Source organism: Bacillus fungorum (assembly GCF_002746455.1).
GTDB lineage: Bacteria > Bacillota > Bacilli > Bacillales > Bacillaceae_G > Bacillus_A > Bacillus_A fungorum.
The window spans coordinates 23,689-45,366 of the sequence record NZ_NWUW01000015.1 but is presented as its reverse complement, the minus strand read 5'-3'; the positions used below and the strand labels follow the sequence as shown (position 1 = coordinate 45,366).

Below are 21,678 nucleotides of genomic sequence, written 5' to 3'. Positions count from 1 at the left end.
CCATTCACCATCCCTTATATAAATTTAATACAATCTAAAGGTAACATATTTTTGTATTATTGTAAATATTTATATATTTCTGCTAATATTGTACAATATAATTAAAAAAGGTTGTGTAATAGTATGGAAACTAAATCTGATTTATCATATACTTGTTTAGATTTTTTCATGTATCGCTCACCTATACTATCTTTAGATTTTTATCGGAGCATCTTTTGTAATGATGAAATATCACTAGAGGAGATTGTAAATAACCCTGTACTAAGAGAGATAATAGCTGTTTCCAGTCCAGATTTACTGAATAGTATTATTAATTTAAAAAAAGAGACTAAAAATAAAAAAAGAAAACAACTCTTACGTTCTTGTATAAGTTATATAATCAGAAGTTCTACAAGAGCGACCCCTTATGGGTTATGTGCAGGTGTAAATATTGGGAAATTCAGCGATGTAGGTTACATAGATAATAAACCTTTAATCGCGCACAAAAAAAATACTCGGCCAGATATGGAATGGTTATTAAACATAGTTAAGCAGATTGAGATGGAAGAAGGTTGTTTAGATAATTTAAATGTAATACAAAATAAAGCAATCTATTATAGTGGTAACCATGTAAAGATTCCATATTATACTTTTTGGGGGCAAGAAAACACAGATGCTAAGTATAATAGAGAACATGTTTCAATAGAATTGACATCTGTGGTTAAGAAGATTTTAGAAGTTACAGTGGATCCAATTAATTACCGAAAGCTAAAGAACCTCTTATACGAATTTTTTCCAAAGAAAAGTCCAGCTTATTTAAATCAAGTAATTAACCATGTATTCAACTCAGAATTATTAATTAGTAGTTTAAGACCACCTATTCTCAATATTCATCCATTTGAATACGTTCTTAATCAATTAGCTATGTCTCCAAGATTTAAACAATGGTATGGTTATCTACTTTCAATTTATTCAGAAATAAAAAAGTACGATAATCAAATAATTGGTACAGGAGAACAGCAATATTTATTTGTTACTGATAAAATGTGTGAAAAGTTTAATTTATCTAATCCGTTACAGGTTGATTTAACAGTAAATCATTCTGTGGTTTTACCCGAAAAAATGAAACAAGAAGTAGAGAATGCAGCTCAAATATTTTGGAGTTTAACTGGCACTAAACATCAATTAAAACATTTAGATGAATATAAAAAGAAGTTCATCAGTTTATATGGAACTAAAAAGGAGATTCCTATTTTAGAATTACTAGATGATGCTATTGGCTTAGGAGTACCTGCTACATATAGTTATCCTGAAAGTTACCGTTCAATAGAATCTTACAAATCAAATAATAGTTCAACCAAATTAATTTATAGTTTATTAGCTAAGGCCTTAAATGATGGAGATTCTGAAATTGTAATAAACGAAGAACATAAATCATTATTAGAAAAAGAAATTACAGGTAATGATTTACCACTTTCTATGGAAATGTATTTTACATTGGGGGCACAATCAGAAGAAGAATTAAATAAGGGGAATTACCGTTTAATCATTGGAGCAAATAAAGGATCATTAGGCGCAGGTAAGACATTTGGACGTTTTATGCATATATTTAACAATGACAATAAACAAAAAATCCGTGAAATAAGTGAGATGGAACAAAATTTATGCCCAAATAGTTTATTTGCCGAGCTTGCTTTTTCACCATCAAATGCAAATAAGATAAATGTAATACTTACGGAAAATATTAGGAACTTTGAAATACCTATCTCAACTTTGTCTTCTAAGAAGGATGAACAGACAATTCCTCTTTCGGATATCGTGGTGGGATGTACTTTAGAGTCATTTTACTTAAAGTCTAAATCACTTAATAAAGAAATTATTCCCACGGTTAATCACCGATTGAATTTCAATAAAGAACCTAATGTATACAGATTTATGCGTGAAATAACTATAGGGAGACATAAAAATTGGAGTCATTTCCAGTGGGGAGAATTAGAAAATTTCCCGTTTTTACCTAGGTTAAGATATGGGAGAATTGTTATTTCTCCAGCAAAATGGACCCTTACTAAATTTTCTTTGCAAGCAAAAAATGCATGGGAAAAAGAGGAATGGATTGATTTATTTAAGGTTTGGAAAGAAAAATGGAGCGTTCCAAGATATGTATTCCTTACTAATAGAGATAATCGAATATTATTAGATTTAAATAACCATGTACACATAGATATATTATTTGATAAATATCGTAGATTGCAAGATGAGCAAAATTTACATTTGGTTGAGGTAGGATTTGAAATTGAGAAGCAGATAAGTGAAAATCAAAAAGAAATATATTTACATGAATTTGTATTTCCACTTATCAAAGCAAAAACGAATTCACAAGAATTTTTTAAACTTCCATCTATAAATAACAAATTAAAAAATCAAAATACTCCTATCTCTTACTTTCCAGGCGGCCCTTGGCTGTATTTAAAATTGTATGGAATGAATCAACGATTAAATGAATTTTTAGGGAACCATCTACAAACTATCTGTAAACTAGGATTACAAAGTGGATGGACCTCAAAATTCTTTTATATGCAATTTTTAGATCCTCAACCACATATAAGGCTACGGTTTTATTCGGATCACCATAATAATTTGTATAGTCAAGGGATGAAAGAACTATACAATTGGGCACAAATGATGAAAGATAAAGGACTATTATCTCATGTGGTAGTAGATACTTATATACCAGAAGTAGAAAGATATGGAGGTAAAGAGCTTCTATCATATGCAGAAGCTGTATTTTTTCAGGATAGTAGATATATGATGAGAGTAAAAGAATACCTCATGGAAAGTGATAAGTATGGATTAAATGAGGAAATAATAGGTGTACTCAATGTTATAGAAATACTGAACAGTTTTAAACTATCTTTCGAAAAACAACTCATATGGTTAAACGATCGGGTCAACTATAAAGATCATTTGGGCGAATTCCGTGAGCATGCACCTTTATTAATATCTTTGTATACTGATAATAAATCTAATCCAGTTTGCCAGGATAATCTTTTATCCAAAATAGCTATTAAACGTACAGAAACAATTATCCAATACTCAGAAGCAATTGATAACGCTTATAAAGCTGCATTGCTTCATAATGATAAAGATAATATCATATCAAGTGTCATTCATATGAGCTTAAATCGATTAATTGGAACAGATCGAGAGAAAGAACGGAAAATTATTACATTAGCAAGGCATTTACTAAAGAACAGACAATTTTCATACACGAATTCCTAAATTAACGTGCTAAATAAGTAACCTAACAAAATTATTTGAACCTTATTGGAATAGTGAGACGGTTCGTGTCCTAGTCCTTCAAATGATTTGCATGCAGTAATGTAGTATTAATGTTAGAATGACTTGCTATATGTGCCACTTCATGTACATTAAAATCATTTTCCAGTGCATGTGAACAAAAATGATGTCTTCAGCAAATGGCAAAAAGATACTATGGAGCAAATACGCTAGGTCCGTTAGTACATGGATATTACGTAGGAACACCCCTACCTATCGTCTGATTGATGTTTGGAAGTTTCAAAAAGAACAATACGGCGACGTTGTAGCAAAAAAGAGTGAATCGTTTTCTATTAGCCCCCTTTTACTCACGTGTCCCTTTATCTGAAATAAAGCATCTACACAACTGAGATAGAGGTTTCAACGAGGGTATGTCGTACTGGGAAAAAGGGAAAAAACGTAAGGCGGACAGCTTAGAAAAGCTATCGAGTTGTTCGGAAATTTTATTGTGCGTTGTGCTAGGAAAACAAAAAGAACTTGTAGGAATTAATCCGTACCCTTTGTAAAGGACATTTTAAAAAAAGTTAGGCAGCCATAAGAAGGTGATTTCTGTATTCAACAGGAGTCATCTTCTTTAAATTCCACTGATATCTATGCTGGTTATAGTATTTCATATAATCTTTAATTTCTTGTTTTAGCTGGGAGAAAGAGGTTGTAAACGCCAGAATAAATTTTACAGTTTTCACTAATATGAACTTTACACTTTTAGCCACATTTGTCGCCCACTTTATTTGGAGAAGCAGGTATGATAGTCTTGCAGTAACAGCCCTGGTTCTTTTAATACCAAGGCTTCAAGGCTGTTTATCATTCCTGTAGAGGCTCCATGTCAAGTGGGCTATGCGCAATCTAAAGTGTAAAAGGGAACTTAGCAGAAAGTGTAAAATTCACCTTGGCGGTTACAGAGGTACAAGTTTTTATATGCGCTTCATCTTTAAAATGCCCGAAAAAAGATTCTTGAGGGGCATTGTCCCAACAGTTTCCTCGTCTTGACATGGATTGCCCTAATTTGAATTTCTTTTTCTGTAAATAGTTTTTTCGTCATTTTGACATTTCTCCGATTCTCATTTTTCTCTCATTATACAAGAAATACCCTATAGAATAGACTTTTTTTAAGTGTCTATTCTATAGGGGACATTTTAGTTTATGCCATTAGGTTTTTTATTGCCGACTATTTGGCCGCAGTTTAGAAGAATGAAAAGTACTGCCTATGCTGGATTCGGTTTTTCATTGGCTATTGAGTTAGGTCAATTGCTAGATAATAGAATTACAGATATTGATGATTTATCTATGAATACCTTGGGAGCAATTATTGGGTATTTATTATATAGGGTATTATTCAAAATGATATATAAAAGAGATGAAAAAAAGATTGATAATAATATTTCTCTAGTAATAAAATACGAGGCTATTTTTTATTTAGTTTGCTCATTTGTAGGTGTGATGTTAATTTATTATCCAGTTTTATTTAGACGGCCTATAATCCTTCAATAAGGTGATTAAGATACTGTCAGATAATATACATATAGCAAATTGATTCTTAAATAATAGGATATTACATATACCCATTTATATTAAATTCTCATAGAAATCCTTCAAAACTATTCTTACTGAAGGTTGAGTGGTTATTGAATTGATTTCTATTGCTACCGTTTTATATCAAAGTACCAGCCTTTAATTAACAATTATATCCATTGCGAAAAAATAAGATAGACTGTAATATTTACCAGTATTTAAATGTCGAAAATTGTTTAAGGCATTTCAACCAATATTTAAGAGGAGCATACAATGAACAAACTAAAAAGGTTATTGAAACGTAAAGCGACTTGGATAATTCTTATCCTATTCGTATTTGTTTATGTAAATAACAGTTCTTTTTTTACTAAGAGGGACGATGGAACTCCTCTTCTTCTTGCTCACCGAGGACTTTCGCAAACATTTAGCATGGAAGAGATTGAGAGTGATACATGTACAGCAGAACGTATAAATAAACCTGAACATTCTTATTTAGAAAATACAATTCCATCTATGGAAGCGGCATTTAAAGCTGGAGCTGATCTAGTAGAGTTTGATGTTCAACCAACTAAAGATAATAATTTTGTTATTTTTCATGACTGGACTCTTGATTGCCGTACTAATGGTAAAGGTGTTACAAGAGATTTTACAACAAAAGAATTACAAGCACTTGATATTGGTTACGGTTATACAGCTGATGGGGGTAAAACATTCCCGTTTCGTGGCAAAGGAATTAATCTTATGCCAACACTTGATGAAGTACTTACCTATTTTCCAGACCGTTCTTTTCTTATTCATATTAAAAGTGATGATGAAAATGAAGGAATTCAATTAGCTACTCACCTCAAGAAATTACCAGCGAAGCGCCTTGATCAACTAACTGTATATGGTGGCGATAAACCAATTGCTGCGATAAAAGAGCGAATCCCTAGTTTACGAACAATGTCAAAAGCGACCATGAAAAAAGATCTTATTACTTATATGGCATTAGGGTGGACTGGCTACATACCTTCAAGCCTGAAGCATGGAGAATTACATATACCAGACAAAGTAGCTCCTTGGCTTTGGGGATGGCCAAATCGTTTTCTTAATCGAATGGATAAAGCAGATACTCGGGTTATCATTGTAGGAGGAAATGGGTTTGGGTTTTCAAGTGGATTTGACTCATCTGAAGATATAAAACGCCTTCCTGACGATTATACAGGTGGAATTTGGACAAATTGCATTGATAAAATAGCACCTGTATTTAAGAAATAAGGGATAATATAACAGTCGAAGTTTTTTTATCTGTTTAACCATTTATATTTTAAAAGAAGACTTATTAATAATTTTAAAGGTTTATATACCGATAAACACCCCCGATTTCCTATGAATAATGGTAATCAGGGGTGTTTTTTTGGTGAATGAAACTTATTTTATAAGATGGTTATCATTCAATAGCTGACATTACGGCGAAGTTTTCTGTTAATCTTGGAACGATTAGAGCTTGGAAAATAAGCTATGAAGTGAATGGTGAAGACGGCCTAGAAGGAGCACCTTCTTGGAAAAAGGAGATAAAGATAGATTTGAGCGTAGAGAGAAACTGTAATGAAAGTAAGTTAGGACAAAGACTAGCATTGAGAAATATAAAAGATGGAAGTAGCATAGGGGATTTACGCATAAAGTAATATTGAAGTTATAATTAACAAAATTTTCATTTTAATCAAATAAATACATAGTGTTTTTAACTTATAATAATGTTACTACGATGAAAATACGGCTACTAATTAATTATTTTAAAAATCAATTTTAGATAGGAAGAGGATAATGAAGACCAGAGATAGTTATAAAATTGTTGTAATTGGTGCTGGGACTGCGGGAATATCTTCTACTGCACATTTGTTACGAAATGTACCCCTATTGAAAGAAAGTATTGCAATTATTGATCCATCAAAAAAACATTATTTCCAACCACTATGGAGTTTAGTGGGGGGAGGAGTTGTTTCAAAGGAAAGTACGATGCGTGATCAAGAATTGCTTATTCCAAAAGGGGCAACGTGGATCCCTAAAAGTGTTGTTAAGTTGTTTCCGGATGAAAATAAGCTACTTTTAAATGATGGACTATTGCTTGAGTATGAAATTCTTATTGTAGCAGCCGGTATACAAATAAATTGGGAAGGTATTAAAGGCCTAAAGGAGTCTATTGGGACTAATGGGGTTTGTAGCAATTACTCTTATAAATATGTTGATTCTACTTGGAAAGAAATTAAAAAATTTAAAGGAGGAAATGCGGTTTTTACCCACCCAAATACTCCTATTAAATGCGGTGGTGCCCCACAAAAGATTATGTATTTAGCAGAAGAGTATTTTTCTAATAACGGTGTAAGAAACAAAAGTGAAGTAATGTTTTATACCGCGAACGCTAACATATTTCAGGTTCCACGATATGCTAATACATTAGAACAAGTGCTAGAAAGAAAGCAAATTATAACGAATTATAATAAAAACTTAGTAGAAATTATTGCCGAAAAGAGAGAAGCAATTTTTGAAGATACGCAAACACTGAAAAGAGAAACTGTACCATACAGTATGATCCATGTTGTTCCACCAATGGGACCACCTAATTTTATTAAAGAGAGTGAGATAAGTGATTCTCAGGGGTGGGTAGATATAAGCCCTTATACTTTGCAGCATGTACAGTATAAGAATATTTTCGGACTTGGAGATTGTACCAATTTACCCACCTCTAAAACTGGAGCGGCAATTCGAAAACAAATACCTGTCTTAAAGCAAAATATTATAGACGTACTTAACGGAAGAGACTTGCAGGCTAAATATGATGGATATACATCTTGTCCGATTATTACTGGTTATAAAAGTCTAATACTCGCTGAATTTAACTATAAACATGAGCCTCAAGAAACGTTTCCGTTTAATCAAGCGAAAGAACGGTATAGTATGTTTTTACTTAAAAGATATATGTTGCCCTATATGTATTGGAACTTTATGTTGAAAGGAATCCTATAAGAGAAAGTGGTTATAAAAATTGAAAAGCAATTTGAAATAACTAATTGGAGGGAATAGCTATGCTTTTAAAATATTTTTATGATGAAAAATTAGCACATGCTTCTTATTTAGTCGGTTGTCAGAAGGAAGGCGTAGCAATTGTAATTGATCCAGGTCGCTATATAGAACAATATATAGAATTTGCTAAGAAAGAGGGGATGGAAGTAATTGCTGCAGCTGAAACTCACATTCATGCAGATTTTCTTTCTGGGTCTAGAGAACTTTCTACTCTTTATCATGCCAATTTATATGTATCTGATGAAGGTGATTGTGATTGGAAATATCAATATCTTAACGAATGTCGATACAAATTGGTTAGAGAGGGCACAGAATTTAAAGTAGGTCATATAAAATTTAATGTAATTCATACCCCAGGGCATACACCTGAAAGTATTTCTTTTTTAGTAACTGATACAAGTCAAAATAACTATACGAATGATAAGCCCATAGGAATATTCACAGGTGATTTTATATTTGTAGGAGATATAGGAAGACCGGATTTATTAGAAACAGCTGTTGGTATGAAAGATACTGCAAAAATAGGAGCGAAACAATTATTTGATTCTATACAAAAAATAAAAACACTCCCTGATTATTTGCAAATATGGCCATCACATGGTGCTGGAAGTGCATGTGGAAAAGCATTAGGAGCAATTCCAACTTCTACATTAGGTTATGAAAAGATGTTCAATTGGGCATTTCAGTGTAATGAAGAAAGTGATTTTATATCGACTTTATTAGCGGGACAGCCAGAACCTCCAAAGTATTTTTCTTTAATGAAGAATTTAAATAAGTATGGTCCTCCAATTCGTAAGAAAAGAGAAGCTTTTGCTATTAAAACAGTAGAAGAACTTCAAGAAGTTATGAGGAGCGTTCAGCAAATAGTTGATATAAGGGATGTAGAGAGTTTTGCTTCTGGTCACATCGAGAAATCAATTAATATACCGTATAACAATTCCTTCACAACCTGGTGTGGATGGTTACTAGATTATAAAACAGAAACTTTAATCATTCTAGATGAGGAAAAGGTTAGAGTGGAGAAGGTTATTAAAGACTTTGAATCTATTGGGCTAGATAATATTATTGCTTTTGCACCCTTACAAGTTATACAAAGACTTGATAGATTTGAAAGTTACAAAGAAAAAACATCAATTGAATTATATCCGCATATAAAAGATGGAAGCGTTAAGGTAATCGACGTGCGCAGTAAAAAAGAGTGGGAGGAAGGACATCTTTATGATGCAATACATATCCCTTTAGGAAGTTTATTTAAGCAGCTAGATTATATACCAAAAGATTTCCCAATCGTTTTACAATGTCGAACCGGATTGCGTTCCGCTATAGCAGCTAGTATTTTACAAAAAGCTAATATAAAAGAAGTAATTAATTTAAAGGGAGGATTTCTTGCATGGAAAAAAGAAGAGCTTCCTTATACAACATGCGATCTCAATGTGTAGGGAAATAATTTTTATTAATTTATCCGATAAGGAAAATTGCGGATTACATAGGAGTATATCTATATATAGGAGCACCACATTAAAATAGGAGAAAGAAATGATTTATTTTATAGACCTAAATTTATTCAGAATTATGCTGATGAGCAAATAGATATAGTTTTATCAGGACACGCTCATGGTGGACAATTTAGGTTACTATTTATCAGCAAATTAGTGGCTCCAAATCAAGGGGTTTTACCTAAATATACAGCCGGTTTATATGAAGAATAAAATACGTCTATGGTAGTGAGTAGAGGATTAGGCAATAGTATCATTCCGCAAAGAATTTTCAATAGGCCAGAACTTGTAGTCGTGCAGTTAAATGGAACTGTACGATTTTTTGTATAGAAAAAAGAAATAGGCTATATGCAATTTATACAAGTTTACATTACAATTTTGTTAAAAATTTTCTACGTTACATAAAGTAACAAAATTTGACCCGAAGAGTTTGTTATAGTTTAAATAATCAAAAAACTTAAAAATTAGTCGAGTGAAAAGTGTGATAAGTAATTTATGTAAAAAACTTAAAGGGGTGTACACATGCATAAAGAATATGAAATTGAAGAGTATACGGCGATTGAGGAACAAATACATTATTATAGCAAATGTTTATTAGTAAGTCATCCTGATCAAATTATAAAGTATTTAGAAAAAAGATTAGAAAAATATGCAGAAACATTACAATATGCACATTTATATCCTGACACAGTTATTTTACCGTTACAGCAATTAGTTATCGAATATTCTTTAGATGTTGCTAGAATTAGGAAATATATGAATTTAAAAACGTAAAGTAAAATATATAATTTAAATGAAACAGAGTCGACTTTAAGAAATGATATTCTAATGTCGACTCTGTTTCATTGTCTATTATTGTTTGTTGAAAACAAATACTAATCAATTAACTTTGACATATAATTACGCAAGAGTAAAATAAAAGTGAGTACTCACTCATTTTTGAAAAGGGGGAAGAATACGTGCAGCAGCCTTCAATTACTTTACGCACTGTATCAAAAAGTTTTGGAAAAAAAGAAGTTTTACACAATCTTTCATTGCAAGTTGAAAAAGCAGAGATATTTGGTTTAGTTGGGCCTTCTGGTTCAGGGAAAACGACTCTTATTAAATTGATTGCAGGTATTAATGAGGCAACAGAAGGTGAAGTGCTTGTTTGCAATACGAGCCTGCCTAATCTAAATGAAATGAAAAAAATTGGTTATATGGCTCAAGCTGATGCATTATATGAAGAACTATCAGCATATGAAAATGCAGATTTTATTGCAACGATGTATGGATTAAAGGGAAAGCATAAAAAAGAAAGAATTGAAGAGGTTTTTGACCTTGTTCAATTATCACAACATATAAAAAAGCAAGTACAGCATTTTTCAGGAGGGATGAAGAAGCGTTTATCATTAGCGATAGCACTCCTTCATGAACCTGAAATATTAATTTTAGATGAGCCAACAGTGGGGATAGATCCGCTTCTTAGAAAAATGATCTGGGAAAAATTTTATGAACTTAAAAAGAAAGGCACGACCATTATTGTAACGACACACATTATGGACGAAGCTGAATTTTGTGAACGCCTAGGGTTAATTAGAGAAGGAAAACTAGTTGTGACTGGAACACCTGAAGAATTAAAAAAGCAGGTATCATCAGGAAGGATTGAAGATGTCTTTTTGTTGGAAGAGGTGGCTCCATCATGAGAGTTACCGGTGTAATTATTCGTATTATTCGCCAATTTTTTCGAGATAAGCGTTCGTTAGCGATGATGTTTGGAGCACCTATGTTATTACTTTGGTTATTGTCGCTAGTGTTTACACAAAAAGACTATGTACCGCATATTGCTGTTGTTGATATGCCTGCCCAGGTAGTAAAAGTGATGAAAAATCAGGAAGCGTCAATTTATGAATATAGTAAAGAAAAGGCAATGTCTGAGTTGGAAAAACAAAAGGTAGATGCAGTAATTCGTTTAGAAAATGGAAAAATGAATATTGTATTAGAAGGTAGTGATTCGTCAAAAAATCGTGCTGTGCTCCAAATAATACAAAAAAGTACAGAGAAGAACGATGTATCAATTATGAAACCTGAAGTAAATTATTTACATGGCTCTAAAGACTTTACAATGTTTGATGGGCTTGGTCCTGTATTAATCGGTTTCTTTACATTTTTCTTTGTATTCATTTTATCAGGAGTGTCTTTCGTAAGAGAACGTTTAAGTGGTACTTTAGAAAAGTTACTATCGACGCCGGTAAGAAGATGGGAAATAGTTGTAGGATATATTATTGGTTTTGGAATCTTTGCATTCATACAATCCATTATTATCGTAAGTTTTTCAGTTTATATTTTAGACTTGTATGTAGCTGGCTCCATTTGGCTAACGCTACTTATTACATGTATGCTTTCTTTAACTGCATTAACTTTAGGGACGTTTTTATCGGCATACGCAAATAATGAATTTCAAATGATTCAGTTTATACCGCTTGTCATCGTGCCACAAATTTTCTTTTCTGGTTTGTTTCCAATTGAATCTATGAATAAGTGGCTCCAAATGTTAGGGCAATTATTTCCGCTCACTTATGGTGCTGACGCAATGAGACAAGTGATGATTCGAAATCAAGGATTCACAGAGATTGCATTAGATTTAACTGTATTACTACTTTTTTCTCTATTATTTGCAATAGGGAATGTATTTGCATTAAAGAAGCATCGAAAAATATAATGATGATACAAAGGGGCATTATAGATGAAGAAGGATTGGCTGGAAGAATTAATTGCCGCAACAAATACGGATAAACGAAATGAGCGTCAAATGCGTATATTAGAGGCGGCTGTTGATATGTTTGGAGAAAAAGGATATGCTTCAACTTCAACAAGTGAAATTGCAAAGCGGGCTGGTGTAGCGGAAGGAACAATCTTCCGCTACTATAAAACAAAAAAAGATTTATTGTTAGCAGTCGTCATGCCGACATTAACGAAGTTTGCTGCACCATTTTTCGTACAAGCATTCGCAAAGGAAATATTTAAATCGGAGCATGAATCATATGAAGGGCTTCTAAGAGTTGTTATTCATAATAGATTTGAATTTGCAAAAAAGCATTTTCCAATGATAAAAATATTAATTCAAGAAGTGCCATTTCAGCCGGAACTGAAAAATGAAATACAACATTTAGTAGAAACAGAGTTGTTTTCACATTTTAAAAAGTTAATTGTAAAGTTTCAACAAGAAGGAGAAATTATTGAAATACCCCCATCTTCTGTATTACGAGTTACTTTGTCAGCTGTATTAGGATTACTCTTAACACGATTTTTATTATTGCCTGAAGAAAAATGGGATGATGAAGCGGAAATTGAAAACACGATTCAATTTATATTGTATGGATTAACGCCACGAATCTAACTATAACAACATTTTAGGGGTTTGATTTTTTGTATTTAAATAAATTTAATTTAATAGGTTTAATCATAAGTGAAAATATATTGATGTGTGAATTACATATACTATTTTTAAGTAAATAATAAATCGCCTTTTTAAAGGCGATTTATATTCATTGTATACTTTTGATAAATAAGTACTTGTTTACTAAAAATATTCTGAATTAGCGTGTTTCTTTATCTCTTCTTCTAAGACCTAATAATCCTGCTAGACCTAATAAACCCAGCCAAGCCCAATTATTATTTTTATCCCGATTATCATTTAAATCATTTGTCGTATTTACATTTCGAGTTCTCACATCATTATTAACTCGATACATGTTATTGTCATTAACTCGTGTTGAAATATCAGTATTATTAACTCGATTCATGTTATTGCCATCATATTCGGCATGAGCAGTTGTTCCTAAAAACATAATAGCTAGTGCTAATGCACTTAAAATAGATGATAATTTCTTCTTCATGGTTTTCCCCTCCTTTCTTATGTTTTAATTTCTCCAGTACTTTTGTACATTATTCGTATCACAGTATCTAAATCATAAAGTTAAAGTTATTAGAACTATCTTTAATCTCCATTATTAAAAGGACAGGTAAATACAATGAAGCGGTTAACAAAAGTTAACCGCTTACGCCATGTTATGCTTGATCAGATTGAAGAACATGTAAAGGAGGAGGAATAATCCAACCTTTTTTCTTATTTAATCGTAGTAAAGTAGCACCTGCTTGTGCTTTTTTCATATGGAATTGTCCAAACATCATTCCTACGTCTTCTCGAAGTGATTGTCCCATCGCTTGGCTACATGCTACTAGTCCAGCAGCAAGATCCATAGAAACTTTAGCTGCAATTTCTGCGTCATTAATACGAGCACCAGGAGGGATTGTTTCAATAGATGCAACTGGACGTTCTGGAGGTGCTGGTGGTAATGCCACTCCGTTTGATTTTAACAAGTTTTTTAGTTCTTCAACTTCTGATTGGATATCATTTTCTATAAGATTTTCTAAAAACTTTTTTAAGTCCTCGTCTCCAGTATGATTGACAAGAACTTGGTAACCAGCAATTGTACCTTGTGCCCCTGCAAGATAACTCCAAATTGCAAAGACTTCTCCGTAATGCATTGGTTCATTTTGGGGATTACCACTTAATACTCCCATTTTAATATGCCTCCTTAAACTGAATGGATTTTTTGAAATATTTTTTACCAAAGAAAAAATGCTTCTGAAAATGTTCCGTAATAAAGAAAGTAGGTTTCTAAAATTCATTTGGAACACCCTAACTACAAGTAATACTTTCTCATTCTATAATGTACAAATATAAAGAATATATTCCAATAACTTGGGATTAAAATTCGAATTAAAGCTTATTTTAATTTAAATGTAAAGAGGAAAGGAAAGAATCTGTAACTATGCTAGTAAAGATGGATTGTGTTTTTGGGAAATATGTGTTTAGATAAAAAAGTTTTAACATCTTTGTACAAGAACTTGCTAATACATATACGAAATAGATTTGAATTGCAGTTGATATAGCATTAAATTTATAGTTATTATAAAAATAATTAATATAAACAGACTTTGCTTAAGATACTAATATTAGTACAATTTATATTATACGGATTAACACCATGGAGGTAATGTGATGCGCCAATTTGCTAAACCGAAAATTGTTGTAAGTAAATGTTTAGAATTTGATACTTGTCGTTATAATGGAGAGATGATTCCGGATGCAACAATAAGAAATTTGCAGCCATTTGTTACATTTATACCTGTTTGTCCAGAAGTCGAGATCGGATTGGGGACTCCTCGTGAAACGATACGAATTGTAGAAGAAAATGGTGTGAATAGGCTGGTGCAACCATCTACACGGGAAGATATAACTGGAAAAATGGAGCGATTTTCAAATGACTTTTTACATACGATATCAGATGTGGATGGTTTTATTTTAAAGAATCGTTCGCCAAGTTGTGGTACGCGTGATGTGAAGATTTATTCTGGTTTTGAAAAAGCGCCAGCAAAAGGAAAGGGATCAGGCTTATTTGGCGGAGCAGTAATAAAAAATTTTTCGCATCTTCCAATTGAAGAAGAAGGCAGATTGTCGAATTTTATTATTAGAGAACATTTCTTTACAAGGTTATTTACAATCGCATATTACAAAGTGATTAAACATAATAAAAATATGAAAGACCTTGTATCGTTTCAGTCGGATAATAAATATTTATTTATGGCATATAATCAGGTGAAACAAAAGGAATTAGGGCGTATTATTGCAAATCATAAAAATGAAAAGATTGAAGTTGTATTTGAAAACTATGAGAAGACTTTATATGAATTATTTATGCGCACACCCCGTTATACATCGAATGTAAATGTATGTGAGCATATTTTTGGATACTTTAAAACAAAGCTGATAAAACAAGAAAAAGATCATTTTTTAAATTTAATACAAAAGTATACAGAAAAGAAAATTCCGCTTAGTAGCTTACTTGCAATTTTAAAATCATGGGCTCTTCGATTTGATGAAAAGTATTTATTAAGACAAACATATTTCGAACCATATCCTGAAGCTTTAGTAGAGATTTCAGATTCGGGAAAAGGTAGAGATTATTAAACGAAAAATTACATAATTCGACAAGAAAACTCCTATGTTGTTGTAGAACAATGTAGGAATTTTTTTGTGCATTAGTACAGAATCTGTTTTAAAATTAAATTATGACAGAATTATAACAATTATCTAACTAATATTCTTGTCTTTTTATTCGTAATGTTTGTAGTAGAAACTCGCACGCTGTCGAAACTCAATATTCGATAAGGGGTGTGTAGCGGAATGGAATTTACTCTAACTCGCGAAAAACAAATGATTAAAGAAATGGTACGTGACTTTGCTGAAAAGGAAATCGCACCGAAAGCTGTATATTACGACAAAACTGCGGAATTTCCATATGAAATATTCCAAAAAATGGGCGAACTAGGATTATTAGGCATCCCATTCCCTGAAGAGTATGGGGGTTCAGGTGGTGATACTGTATCGTACGCGTTAGCAGTTGAAGAAATTGGTCGTGCTTGTGGTGGAACAGGATTAAGTTACGCTGCAACAATTTCATTAGGTGCTTCTCCAATTTATTATTTCGGTACAGAAGAACAAAAACAAAAATATTTAGTTCCAATGGCATCAGGTAAAACGTTAGGTGCTTTCGGATTAACTGAGCCAAACGCTGGATCTGATGCAGGTGGCACACAAACGAAAGCTGTATTAGATGGAGACGAGTATGTTATTGGTGGTGAGAAGTGTTGGATTACAAATGCAGAGTATGCAAATACAATTATTGTAACCGCTGTCAATGGTGTTGAAGAGAATGGTAGAAAACGCATTTCGGCATTTATTGTACCGACTACAAGTGAAGGATTAACGATCTCAAGTCCTTACGATAAGATGGGCGTTCGTGCTTCTAATACTTGTGAAATCGTACTTGATAGTGTACGTGTACCGAAAGAGAATATTCTTGGTGATGTAAATAAAGGATTTAAACAATTTTTATATACACTTGATGGAGGACGTATTTCAATCGCAGCATTAGCCGTTGGTATTGCGCAATCTGCATTTGAACGTGCACTGCAATATGCGAAAGAACGTCAACAATTTGGAAAGTCAATTTCTAATTTCCAAGCGATTCAATTTAAATTAGCTGATATGGCGACTGAAGTAGAGCTAGCACGTAATTTAGTACATAAAGCAGCTTGGTTAAAAGATAAAGATAAACCTTTCGGTAAAGAAGCGGCTATGGCAAAACTTTTCGCATCTGAGGCTGCTAGTCGTATTGCGAATCAAGCAGTACAAATTCACGGTGGATATGGCTATATGCGTGAATATGAAGTGGAACGACATATTCGTGATGCGAAACTATTAGAAATTGGTGAAGGAACTTCTGAAATTCAACGTCTCGTAATTGCTAGACATTTAGGATGTAGATAAAAAGGAGGAATCACTATGTTTCAAAAAATATTAATTGCTAATCGCGGGGAAATCGCAGTTCGTATTATGAAAACTTGTAAAAAACTGGGCATTCGCACTGTTGCTATTTATTCTGAGGCAGATGAAAATGCCCTACATGTAAAAATGGCAAATGAAGCTTACTTAGTAGGTGGGCCGCGTGTCCAAGAAAGCTATTTAAACCTTGAAAAAATTATTGAAATAGCCAAGAAGACAAATGCTGAAGCAATCCATCCGGGATATGGATTATTATCTGAGAATCCATCTTTTCCGGTTCGTTGTAAAGAAGAAGGAATCGTATTTATCGGTCCATCAGAAGAAATCATTACGAAGATGGGAAGTAAAATCGAATCACGTATTGCAATGCAAGCTGCAGATGTCCCAGTAGTTCCAGGTATTACTACAAATATTGAAACTGCTGAAGAAGCAATTGAAATTGCTAAACAGATCGGTTACCCATTAATGCTGAAGGCATCCGCAGGCGGCGGAGGCATTGGAATGCAGTTGATGGAAACTGAGCAAACGCTCACCAAAGCATTTGAAAGTAACAAAACAAGAGCACAAAACTTCTTCGGTAATGGAGAAATGTATTTAGAGCGCTATATTGCAGATGCACATCATATTGAAATTCAGCTTTTAGCAGATACACATGGTAACACAGTGTATTTATGGGAGCGTGAATGTTCAGTACAGCGCCGAAATCAGAAAGTAATTGAAGAAGCACCTTCACCATTTTTAGATGAAGGTACGCGAAAAGCGATGGGTGAAGTTGCTGTACAAGCTGCCAAAGCTCTAGGATATACAAATGCTGGTACAGTTGAGTTTCTAGTAGATGATCAGAAGAACTTCTATTTCTTAGAGATGAATACGAGATTACAAGTAGAGCATCCAGTTACAGAAGAAATTACTGGTTTAGATCTTGTAGAACAACAACTTTTAATTGCATATGGTGAGAAATTATCGTTTACACAAGATGATGTAAAACGTAGTGGTCATGCCATCGAGGCACGTATTTATGCAGAAGATCCGAAAACTTTCTTCCCATCACCAGGGGAAATTACAGATTTAACGCTTCCAACAAATGTACGTATTGATCACTTTTTGGAGAATCAAGTAACGATTACACCTTTCTATGATCCAATGATTGCGAAAGTCATTGCTCATGGTGAAACGCGTGAAGAAGCAATTTCGAAATTACATGATGCTTTAGAAGAAGTAAAAGTAGAAGGTATTAAAACGAACACGCCAATGCTGCTTCAAGTATTGGAAGATGATGTGTTCAAAAGTGGGATTTATACAACGGGTTTTGTAACGAAACAACTTGTTAAAAAATAAGATTTAACAATACTAAGGGGGAAAAAATGATGACGAAAGTATATGCATCGATGGCAGGAAATGTATGGAAGATTGTTGTAGGAGTAGGAGATACAGTAGAGGAAGAGCAGGATGTCGTCATTTTGGAATCTATGAAAATGGAAATTCCAATCGTTTCAGAAGAAGCTGGCACAGTTATGAAAATTAATGTGCAAGAAGGCGATTTTGTAAATGAAGGAGATGTATTGCTAGAAATTGAATAGGGAGATATAGGGGGAAGCGAATTGAAACTACCTAATTTTGCTGTCATTAAAGAAGTCGGGCCACGTGATGGCTTACAAAATGAAAAAAAGATTGTTGGCACAAAAGATAAAGTAAAATGGATTCAACTACTTACAGAGGCTGGATTATCGTACGTTGAAGTTTCCTCATTCGTTCACCCTAAATGGGTCCCTGCATTAGCAGATGCAAATGATGTGTTTTCTGAGCTGAAAAGGGACCCAAATGTTACATATGCAGCGCTTGTTCCAAATCAAAATGGTTTGGAACGAGCTTTTTTGCAAAATGTAGATGAGGTGAATGTTTTTTTATCAGCAAGTGAATCTCATAATAAAAGTAATATTAATAAATTAATTAAAGAAGCATTAGTTGTAATTGAAGATATAACAAAACAGGCATTATTCGAAGGGAAAAAGGTAAGAGGCTATGTTTCTACTGTATTTGGCTGTCCTTATGAAGGGGATATAAGTGTGGCAGCAGTTGACGAATTATGTAATCAACTATTTTCATACGGCATTTATGAAGTATCTCTTGGTGACACGATCGGTGTAGCGAATCCGTTACAAGTAGAGCAAGTATTAGAGCATTTATTAAAGAAATATGATGCTTCGCAGTTTGCAATGCACTTCCATAATACGTACGGAATGGCTCTTGCGAATGTAGTAAAGTCTTTAGAATATGGTATTACAACATTTGATAGTTCTTGTGGTGGTCTTGGGGGCTGTCCATATGCACCAGGAGCATCAGGCAATGTGGCAACTGATGACTTAGTTCATATGCTCCATAAGTTAGGGGTCCAAACGAATATTGATGAAGAGAAGTTATTGAGAGCGAGTCAATTTATTCAAAGTAAATTAAATATCCAATTACCGAGTCATGTGTATAGAGCGCTTCAACATAAAACGATAAGTAGGTGAGAAGATGCTACAATTACAAAACATTTCAGTTGATTATGTAACACCTCACGTTGTAAAGATTTCATTACATCGTGAAAGACAAGCCAACTCATTATCTTTAGCGTTATTAGAAGAGTTACAAAACATATTAACTCAAATAAATGAAGAGTCAAATACTCGTGTAGTTATTCTAACAGGTGCTGGTGAAAAAGCGTTTTGTGCTGGTGCTGATTTAAAAGAACGTGCTGGCATGAATGAAGAACAAGTTCGCCATGCTGTTAGTATGATTCGTTCTACTATGGAAATGGTTGAACAATTACCACAGCCAGTTATTGCTGCTATAAATGGAATCGCACTTGGTGGTGGTACAGAATTAAGTTTAGCTTGTGATTTTAGACTTGCTTCTGACACCGCAAGTCTTGGTCTTACTGAAACTACACTTGCAATTATACCAGGAGCAGGTGGTACGCAGCGTTTGCCAAGATTAATTGGTGTTGGTAGAGCGAAAGAATTAATTTATACAGGAAGACGTATTTCGGCACAAGAAGCGAAAGAATATGGTCTAGTAGAATTTGTTGTACCAGCACATTTGCTTGCAGAGAAAGCGATTGAAATAGCAGAGAAAATTGCTAGTAATGGTCCTATTGCTGTTCGATTAGCGAAAGAAGCAATTTCAAACGGTATTCAAGTTGATTTACATACCGGATTACAAATGGAAAAACAAGCGTATGAAGGTGTAATCCATACGAAAGATAGATTAGAAGGATTACAAGCATTCAAGGAAAAACGCACACCAATGTATAAGGGGGAGTAAATATGTTAGACCAAAAACAACAATCGAATACATTTGAAGAACGAGTTGAAACGATTAAACAAGGCGGCGCATCAAAATATCATGAACAAAACAAAGCAAAGGGAAAACTATTCGTTCGAGATCGCTTAGCTCTTTTATTTGATAATGGTGAATATGTAGAAGATGCATTATTTGCAAATTGTGAACAAACTGGATTACCTGCTGATGGTGTTATAACGGCAACGGGTAAAATACATGGTCGTACGGCATGCGTGATGGCAAATGATTCAACTGTAAAAGCAGGATCATGGGGCGCACGTACAGTTGAAAAGATTTTACGTATTCAAGAAACGGCAGAAAAATTACGTGTTCCGTTATTTTATTTAGTTGACTCTGCTGGGGCACGTATTACTGATCAAGTTGAAATGTTTCCAGGGCGCCGTGGTGCAGGAAGAATCTTCTATAATCAAGTGAAATTATCAGGTAAAGTTCCGCAAGTATGCTTATTATTTGGACCTTCTGCAGCTGGTGGCGCATATATTCCAGCCTTTTGTGACGTTGTTATGATGGTTGAAGGAAATGCATCTATGTATTTAGGATCTCCTCGTATGGCTGAGATGGTTATCGGTGAGAAGGTAACTTTAGAAGAGATGGGCGGAGCTCGTATGCATTGCTCTGTATCAGGATGCGGAGATGTTTTATGTAAAACAGAAGAAGATGCGATTACACAAGCAAGACAATACATTTCATATTTTCCAAACAACTACTTAGAAAAGACTCCATTGGTTACACCTCAAGAACCGAAACAATTCGATAAAACGTTAGAACAAATCATTCCAGAAAATCAAAATGCTCCTTTCAATATGAAAGATCTCATTAATAGAGTTATTGATGAAGGTTCTTTCTATGAAGTGAAAAAATTATTTGCTCAAGAACTAATTACAGGGTTAGCACGTATTGATGGTAAGCCAGTTGGTATTATTGCAAATCAACCGCGTATGAAAGGTGGCGTACTATTCCACGATTCAGCTGATAAAGCAACGAAGTTTATTAATTTATGCGATGCATATCATATTCCATTATTATTCCTTGCAGATGTACCTGGATTTATGATTGGTACAAAAGTAGAGCGTGCTGGTATTATTCGTCACGGTGCAAAAATGATTTCTGCAATGAGTGAAGCAACTGTACCGAAAATTTCTATCGTTGTTCGTAAAGCATATGGTGCTGGTTTATATGCGATGGCAGGTCCAGCCTTTGAACCAGATTGCTGCCTAGCATTACCGACAGCTTCTATTGCGGTAATGGGTCCAGAAGCCGCGGTCAATGCTGTATATGCAAATAAGATTGCAGCTTTACCAGAAGAAGAGCGTGATAGCTTCATTGCTGAAAAACGCGAAGAGTATAAGAAAGATATTGATATTTACCATTTAGCATCAGAGATGGTCATTGATGGTATTGTTCATCCAAACAATTTAAGAGAAGAGTTAAAAGGACGATTCGAAATGTATATGAGTAAATATCAAGTATTTACGGATCGTAAACATCCTGTTTATCCAGTTTAAAAGCCCTATTTAGGGCTTTCTTGCTCAAAAAGTCAAGGAGGGGAAAACA

General features: G+C 33.7%; 18 protein-coding genes and 2 pseudogenes. 17 read left to right on the top strand and 3 right to left on the bottom strand.

The window, feature by feature from the left end; all coding sequences use genetic code 11:
• Positions 1 to 123 precede the first annotated feature (123 nt).
• The gene (locus tag CO726_RS19765) at positions 124 to 3,258 is read left to right on the top strand and encodes a lantibiotic dehydratase (RefSeq protein WP_099685406.1); all 3,135 of its coding nucleotides are present in this window, start codon (positions 124 to 126) and stop codon (positions 3,256 to 3,258) included.
• Positions 3,259 to 3,839: 581 nt separating this feature from the next.
• Here CO726_RS19765 and CO726_RS32240 read toward each other — a convergent pair.
• Positions 3,840 to 4,001, bottom strand: coding sequence for an IS3 family transposase (locus CO726_RS32240; RefSeq protein ID WP_425427810.1), 162 nt, complete (start codon positions 3,999 to 4,001; stop codon positions 3,840 to 3,842).
• 454 nt (positions 4,002 to 4,455) lie between these two features.
• On the opposite strand from CO726_RS32240, the pseudogene CO726_RS19745 reads away from it, so the two are divergent.
• The 9 genes and pseudogenes from CO726_RS19745 to CO726_RS19700 form a co-directional block, all read left to right on the top strand.
• Positions 4,456 to 4,806, top strand: a pseudogene (locus tag CO726_RS19745) (VanZ family protein); the annotation flags it as partial.
• A 294-nt stretch (positions 4,807 to 5,100) separates the two neighbouring features.
• Positions 5,101 to 6,084 (top strand): glycerophosphodiester phosphodiesterase family protein, encoded by a 984-nt coding sequence (locus CO726_RS19740; protein WP_099685404.1) that lies wholly within the window; start codon positions 5,101 to 5,103, stop codon positions 6,082 to 6,084.
• Positions 6,085 to 6,633: 549 nt separating this feature from the next.
• A complete protein-coding gene (locus CO726_RS19730) occupies positions 6,634 to 7,833 on the top strand; it encodes an FAD/NAD(P)-binding oxidoreductase (protein WP_099685403.1) in 1,200 nt (399 codons plus the stop codon).
• Positions 7,834 to 7,892: 59 nt separating this feature from the next.
• Complete coding sequence (locus tag CO726_RS19725) at positions 7,893 to 9,329, top strand: MBL fold metallo-hydrolase (protein WP_099685402.1); 1,437 nt, start codon at positions 7,893 to 7,895, stop codon at positions 9,327 to 9,329.
• 102 nt (positions 9,330 to 9,431) lie between these two features.
• Positions 9,432 to 9,716, top strand: a pseudogene (locus CO726_RS19720) (metallophosphoesterase); the annotation flags it as partial.
• A 192-nt stretch (positions 9,717 to 9,908) separates the two neighbouring features.
• Positions 9,909 to 10,160, top strand: a complete 252-nt coding sequence (locus CO726_RS19715; protein WP_099685401.1) for a hypothetical protein — start codon at positions 9,909 to 9,911, stop codon at positions 10,158 to 10,160.
• 185 nt (positions 10,161 to 10,345) lie between these two features.
• Positions 10,346 to 11,071, top strand: coding sequence for an ABC transporter ATP-binding protein (locus CO726_RS19710; RefSeq protein WP_099685400.1), 726 nt, complete (start codon positions 10,346 to 10,348; stop codon positions 11,069 to 11,071).
• Positions 11,068 to 12,087 (top strand): ABC transporter permease, encoded by a 1,020-nt coding sequence (locus CO726_RS19705; protein WP_099685399.1) that lies wholly within the window; start codon positions 11,068 to 11,070, stop codon positions 12,085 to 12,087. The genes CO726_RS19710 and CO726_RS19705 overlap by 4 nt, the downstream gene beginning before the upstream one ends.
• Positions 12,088 to 12,111: 24 nt before the next feature.
• Positions 12,112 to 12,765 carry a TetR/AcrR family transcriptional regulator gene (locus CO726_RS19700; RefSeq protein WP_099685398.1) on the top strand — a complete coding sequence of 218 codons (654 nt, stop codon included), beginning with the start codon at positions 12,112 to 12,114 and terminating at the stop codon, positions 12,763 to 12,765.
• Between the two features lie 199 nt (positions 12,766 to 12,964).
• Here the strand turns inward: CO726_RS19700 and CO726_RS19695 are convergent, their stop codons facing one another.
• On the bottom strand, positions 12,965 to 13,264 hold the full coding sequence (locus CO726_RS19695; RefSeq protein WP_099685397.1) for a WGxxGxxG family protein: 300 nt from the start codon (positions 13,262 to 13,264) through the stop codon (positions 12,965 to 12,967).
• Between the two features lie 172 nt (positions 13,265 to 13,436).
• Positions 13,437 to 13,952, bottom strand: coding sequence for a DUF3231 family protein (locus CO726_RS19690; protein WP_099685396.1), 516 nt, complete (start codon positions 13,950 to 13,952; stop codon positions 13,437 to 13,439).
• Between the two features lie 481 nt (positions 13,953 to 14,433).
• Between CO726_RS19690 and CO726_RS19685 the strand changes: the two genes are divergently transcribed.
• From CO726_RS19685 to CO726_RS19655, 7 genes are all read left to right on the top strand, one after another.
• Entirely contained in the window at positions 14,434 to 15,402 is a 969-nt protein-coding gene (locus CO726_RS19685; protein ID WP_099685395.1) for a YbgA family protein, read from the top strand.
• A gap of 216 nt (positions 15,403 to 15,618) precedes the next feature.
• Positions 15,619 to 16,764 carry an acyl-CoA dehydrogenase gene (locus CO726_RS19680; RefSeq protein ID WP_099685394.1) on the top strand — a complete coding sequence of 382 codons (1,146 nt, stop codon included), beginning with the start codon at positions 15,619 to 15,621 and terminating at the stop codon, positions 16,762 to 16,764.
• 15 nt (positions 16,765 to 16,779) lie between these two features.
• Positions 16,780 to 18,117 carry an acetyl-CoA carboxylase biotin carboxylase subunit gene (locus CO726_RS19675; protein ID WP_099685393.1) on the top strand — a complete coding sequence of 446 codons (1,338 nt, stop codon included), beginning with the start codon at positions 16,780 to 16,782 and terminating at the stop codon, positions 18,115 to 18,117.
• A 26-nt stretch (positions 18,118 to 18,143) separates the two neighbouring features.
• The gene (locus CO726_RS19670) at positions 18,144 to 18,359 is read left to right on the top strand and encodes an acetyl-CoA carboxylase biotin carboxyl carrier protein subunit (protein ID WP_001985297.1); all 216 of its coding nucleotides are present in this window, start codon (positions 18,144 to 18,146) and stop codon (positions 18,357 to 18,359) included.
• Positions 18,360 to 18,380: 21 nt separating this feature from the next.
• Positions 18,381 to 19,292: a hydroxymethylglutaryl-CoA lyase gene (mvaB, locus tag CO726_RS19665; RefSeq protein WP_099685392.1), complete on the top strand. Its 912-nt coding sequence runs from the start codon at positions 18,381 to 18,383 to the stop codon at positions 19,290 to 19,292.
• Between the two features lie 4 nt (positions 19,293 to 19,296).
• Complete coding sequence (locus CO726_RS19660; protein ID WP_099685391.1) at positions 19,297 to 20,085, top strand: enoyl-CoA hydratase; 789 nt, start codon at positions 19,297 to 19,299, stop codon at positions 20,083 to 20,085.
• 2 nt (positions 20,086 to 20,087) lie between these two features.
• Complete coding sequence (locus tag CO726_RS19655; RefSeq protein WP_099685390.1) at positions 20,088 to 21,629, top strand: acyl-CoA carboxylase subunit beta; 1,542 nt, start codon at positions 20,088 to 20,090, stop codon at positions 21,627 to 21,629.
• Positions 21,630 to 21,678: the final 49 nt, after the last annotated feature.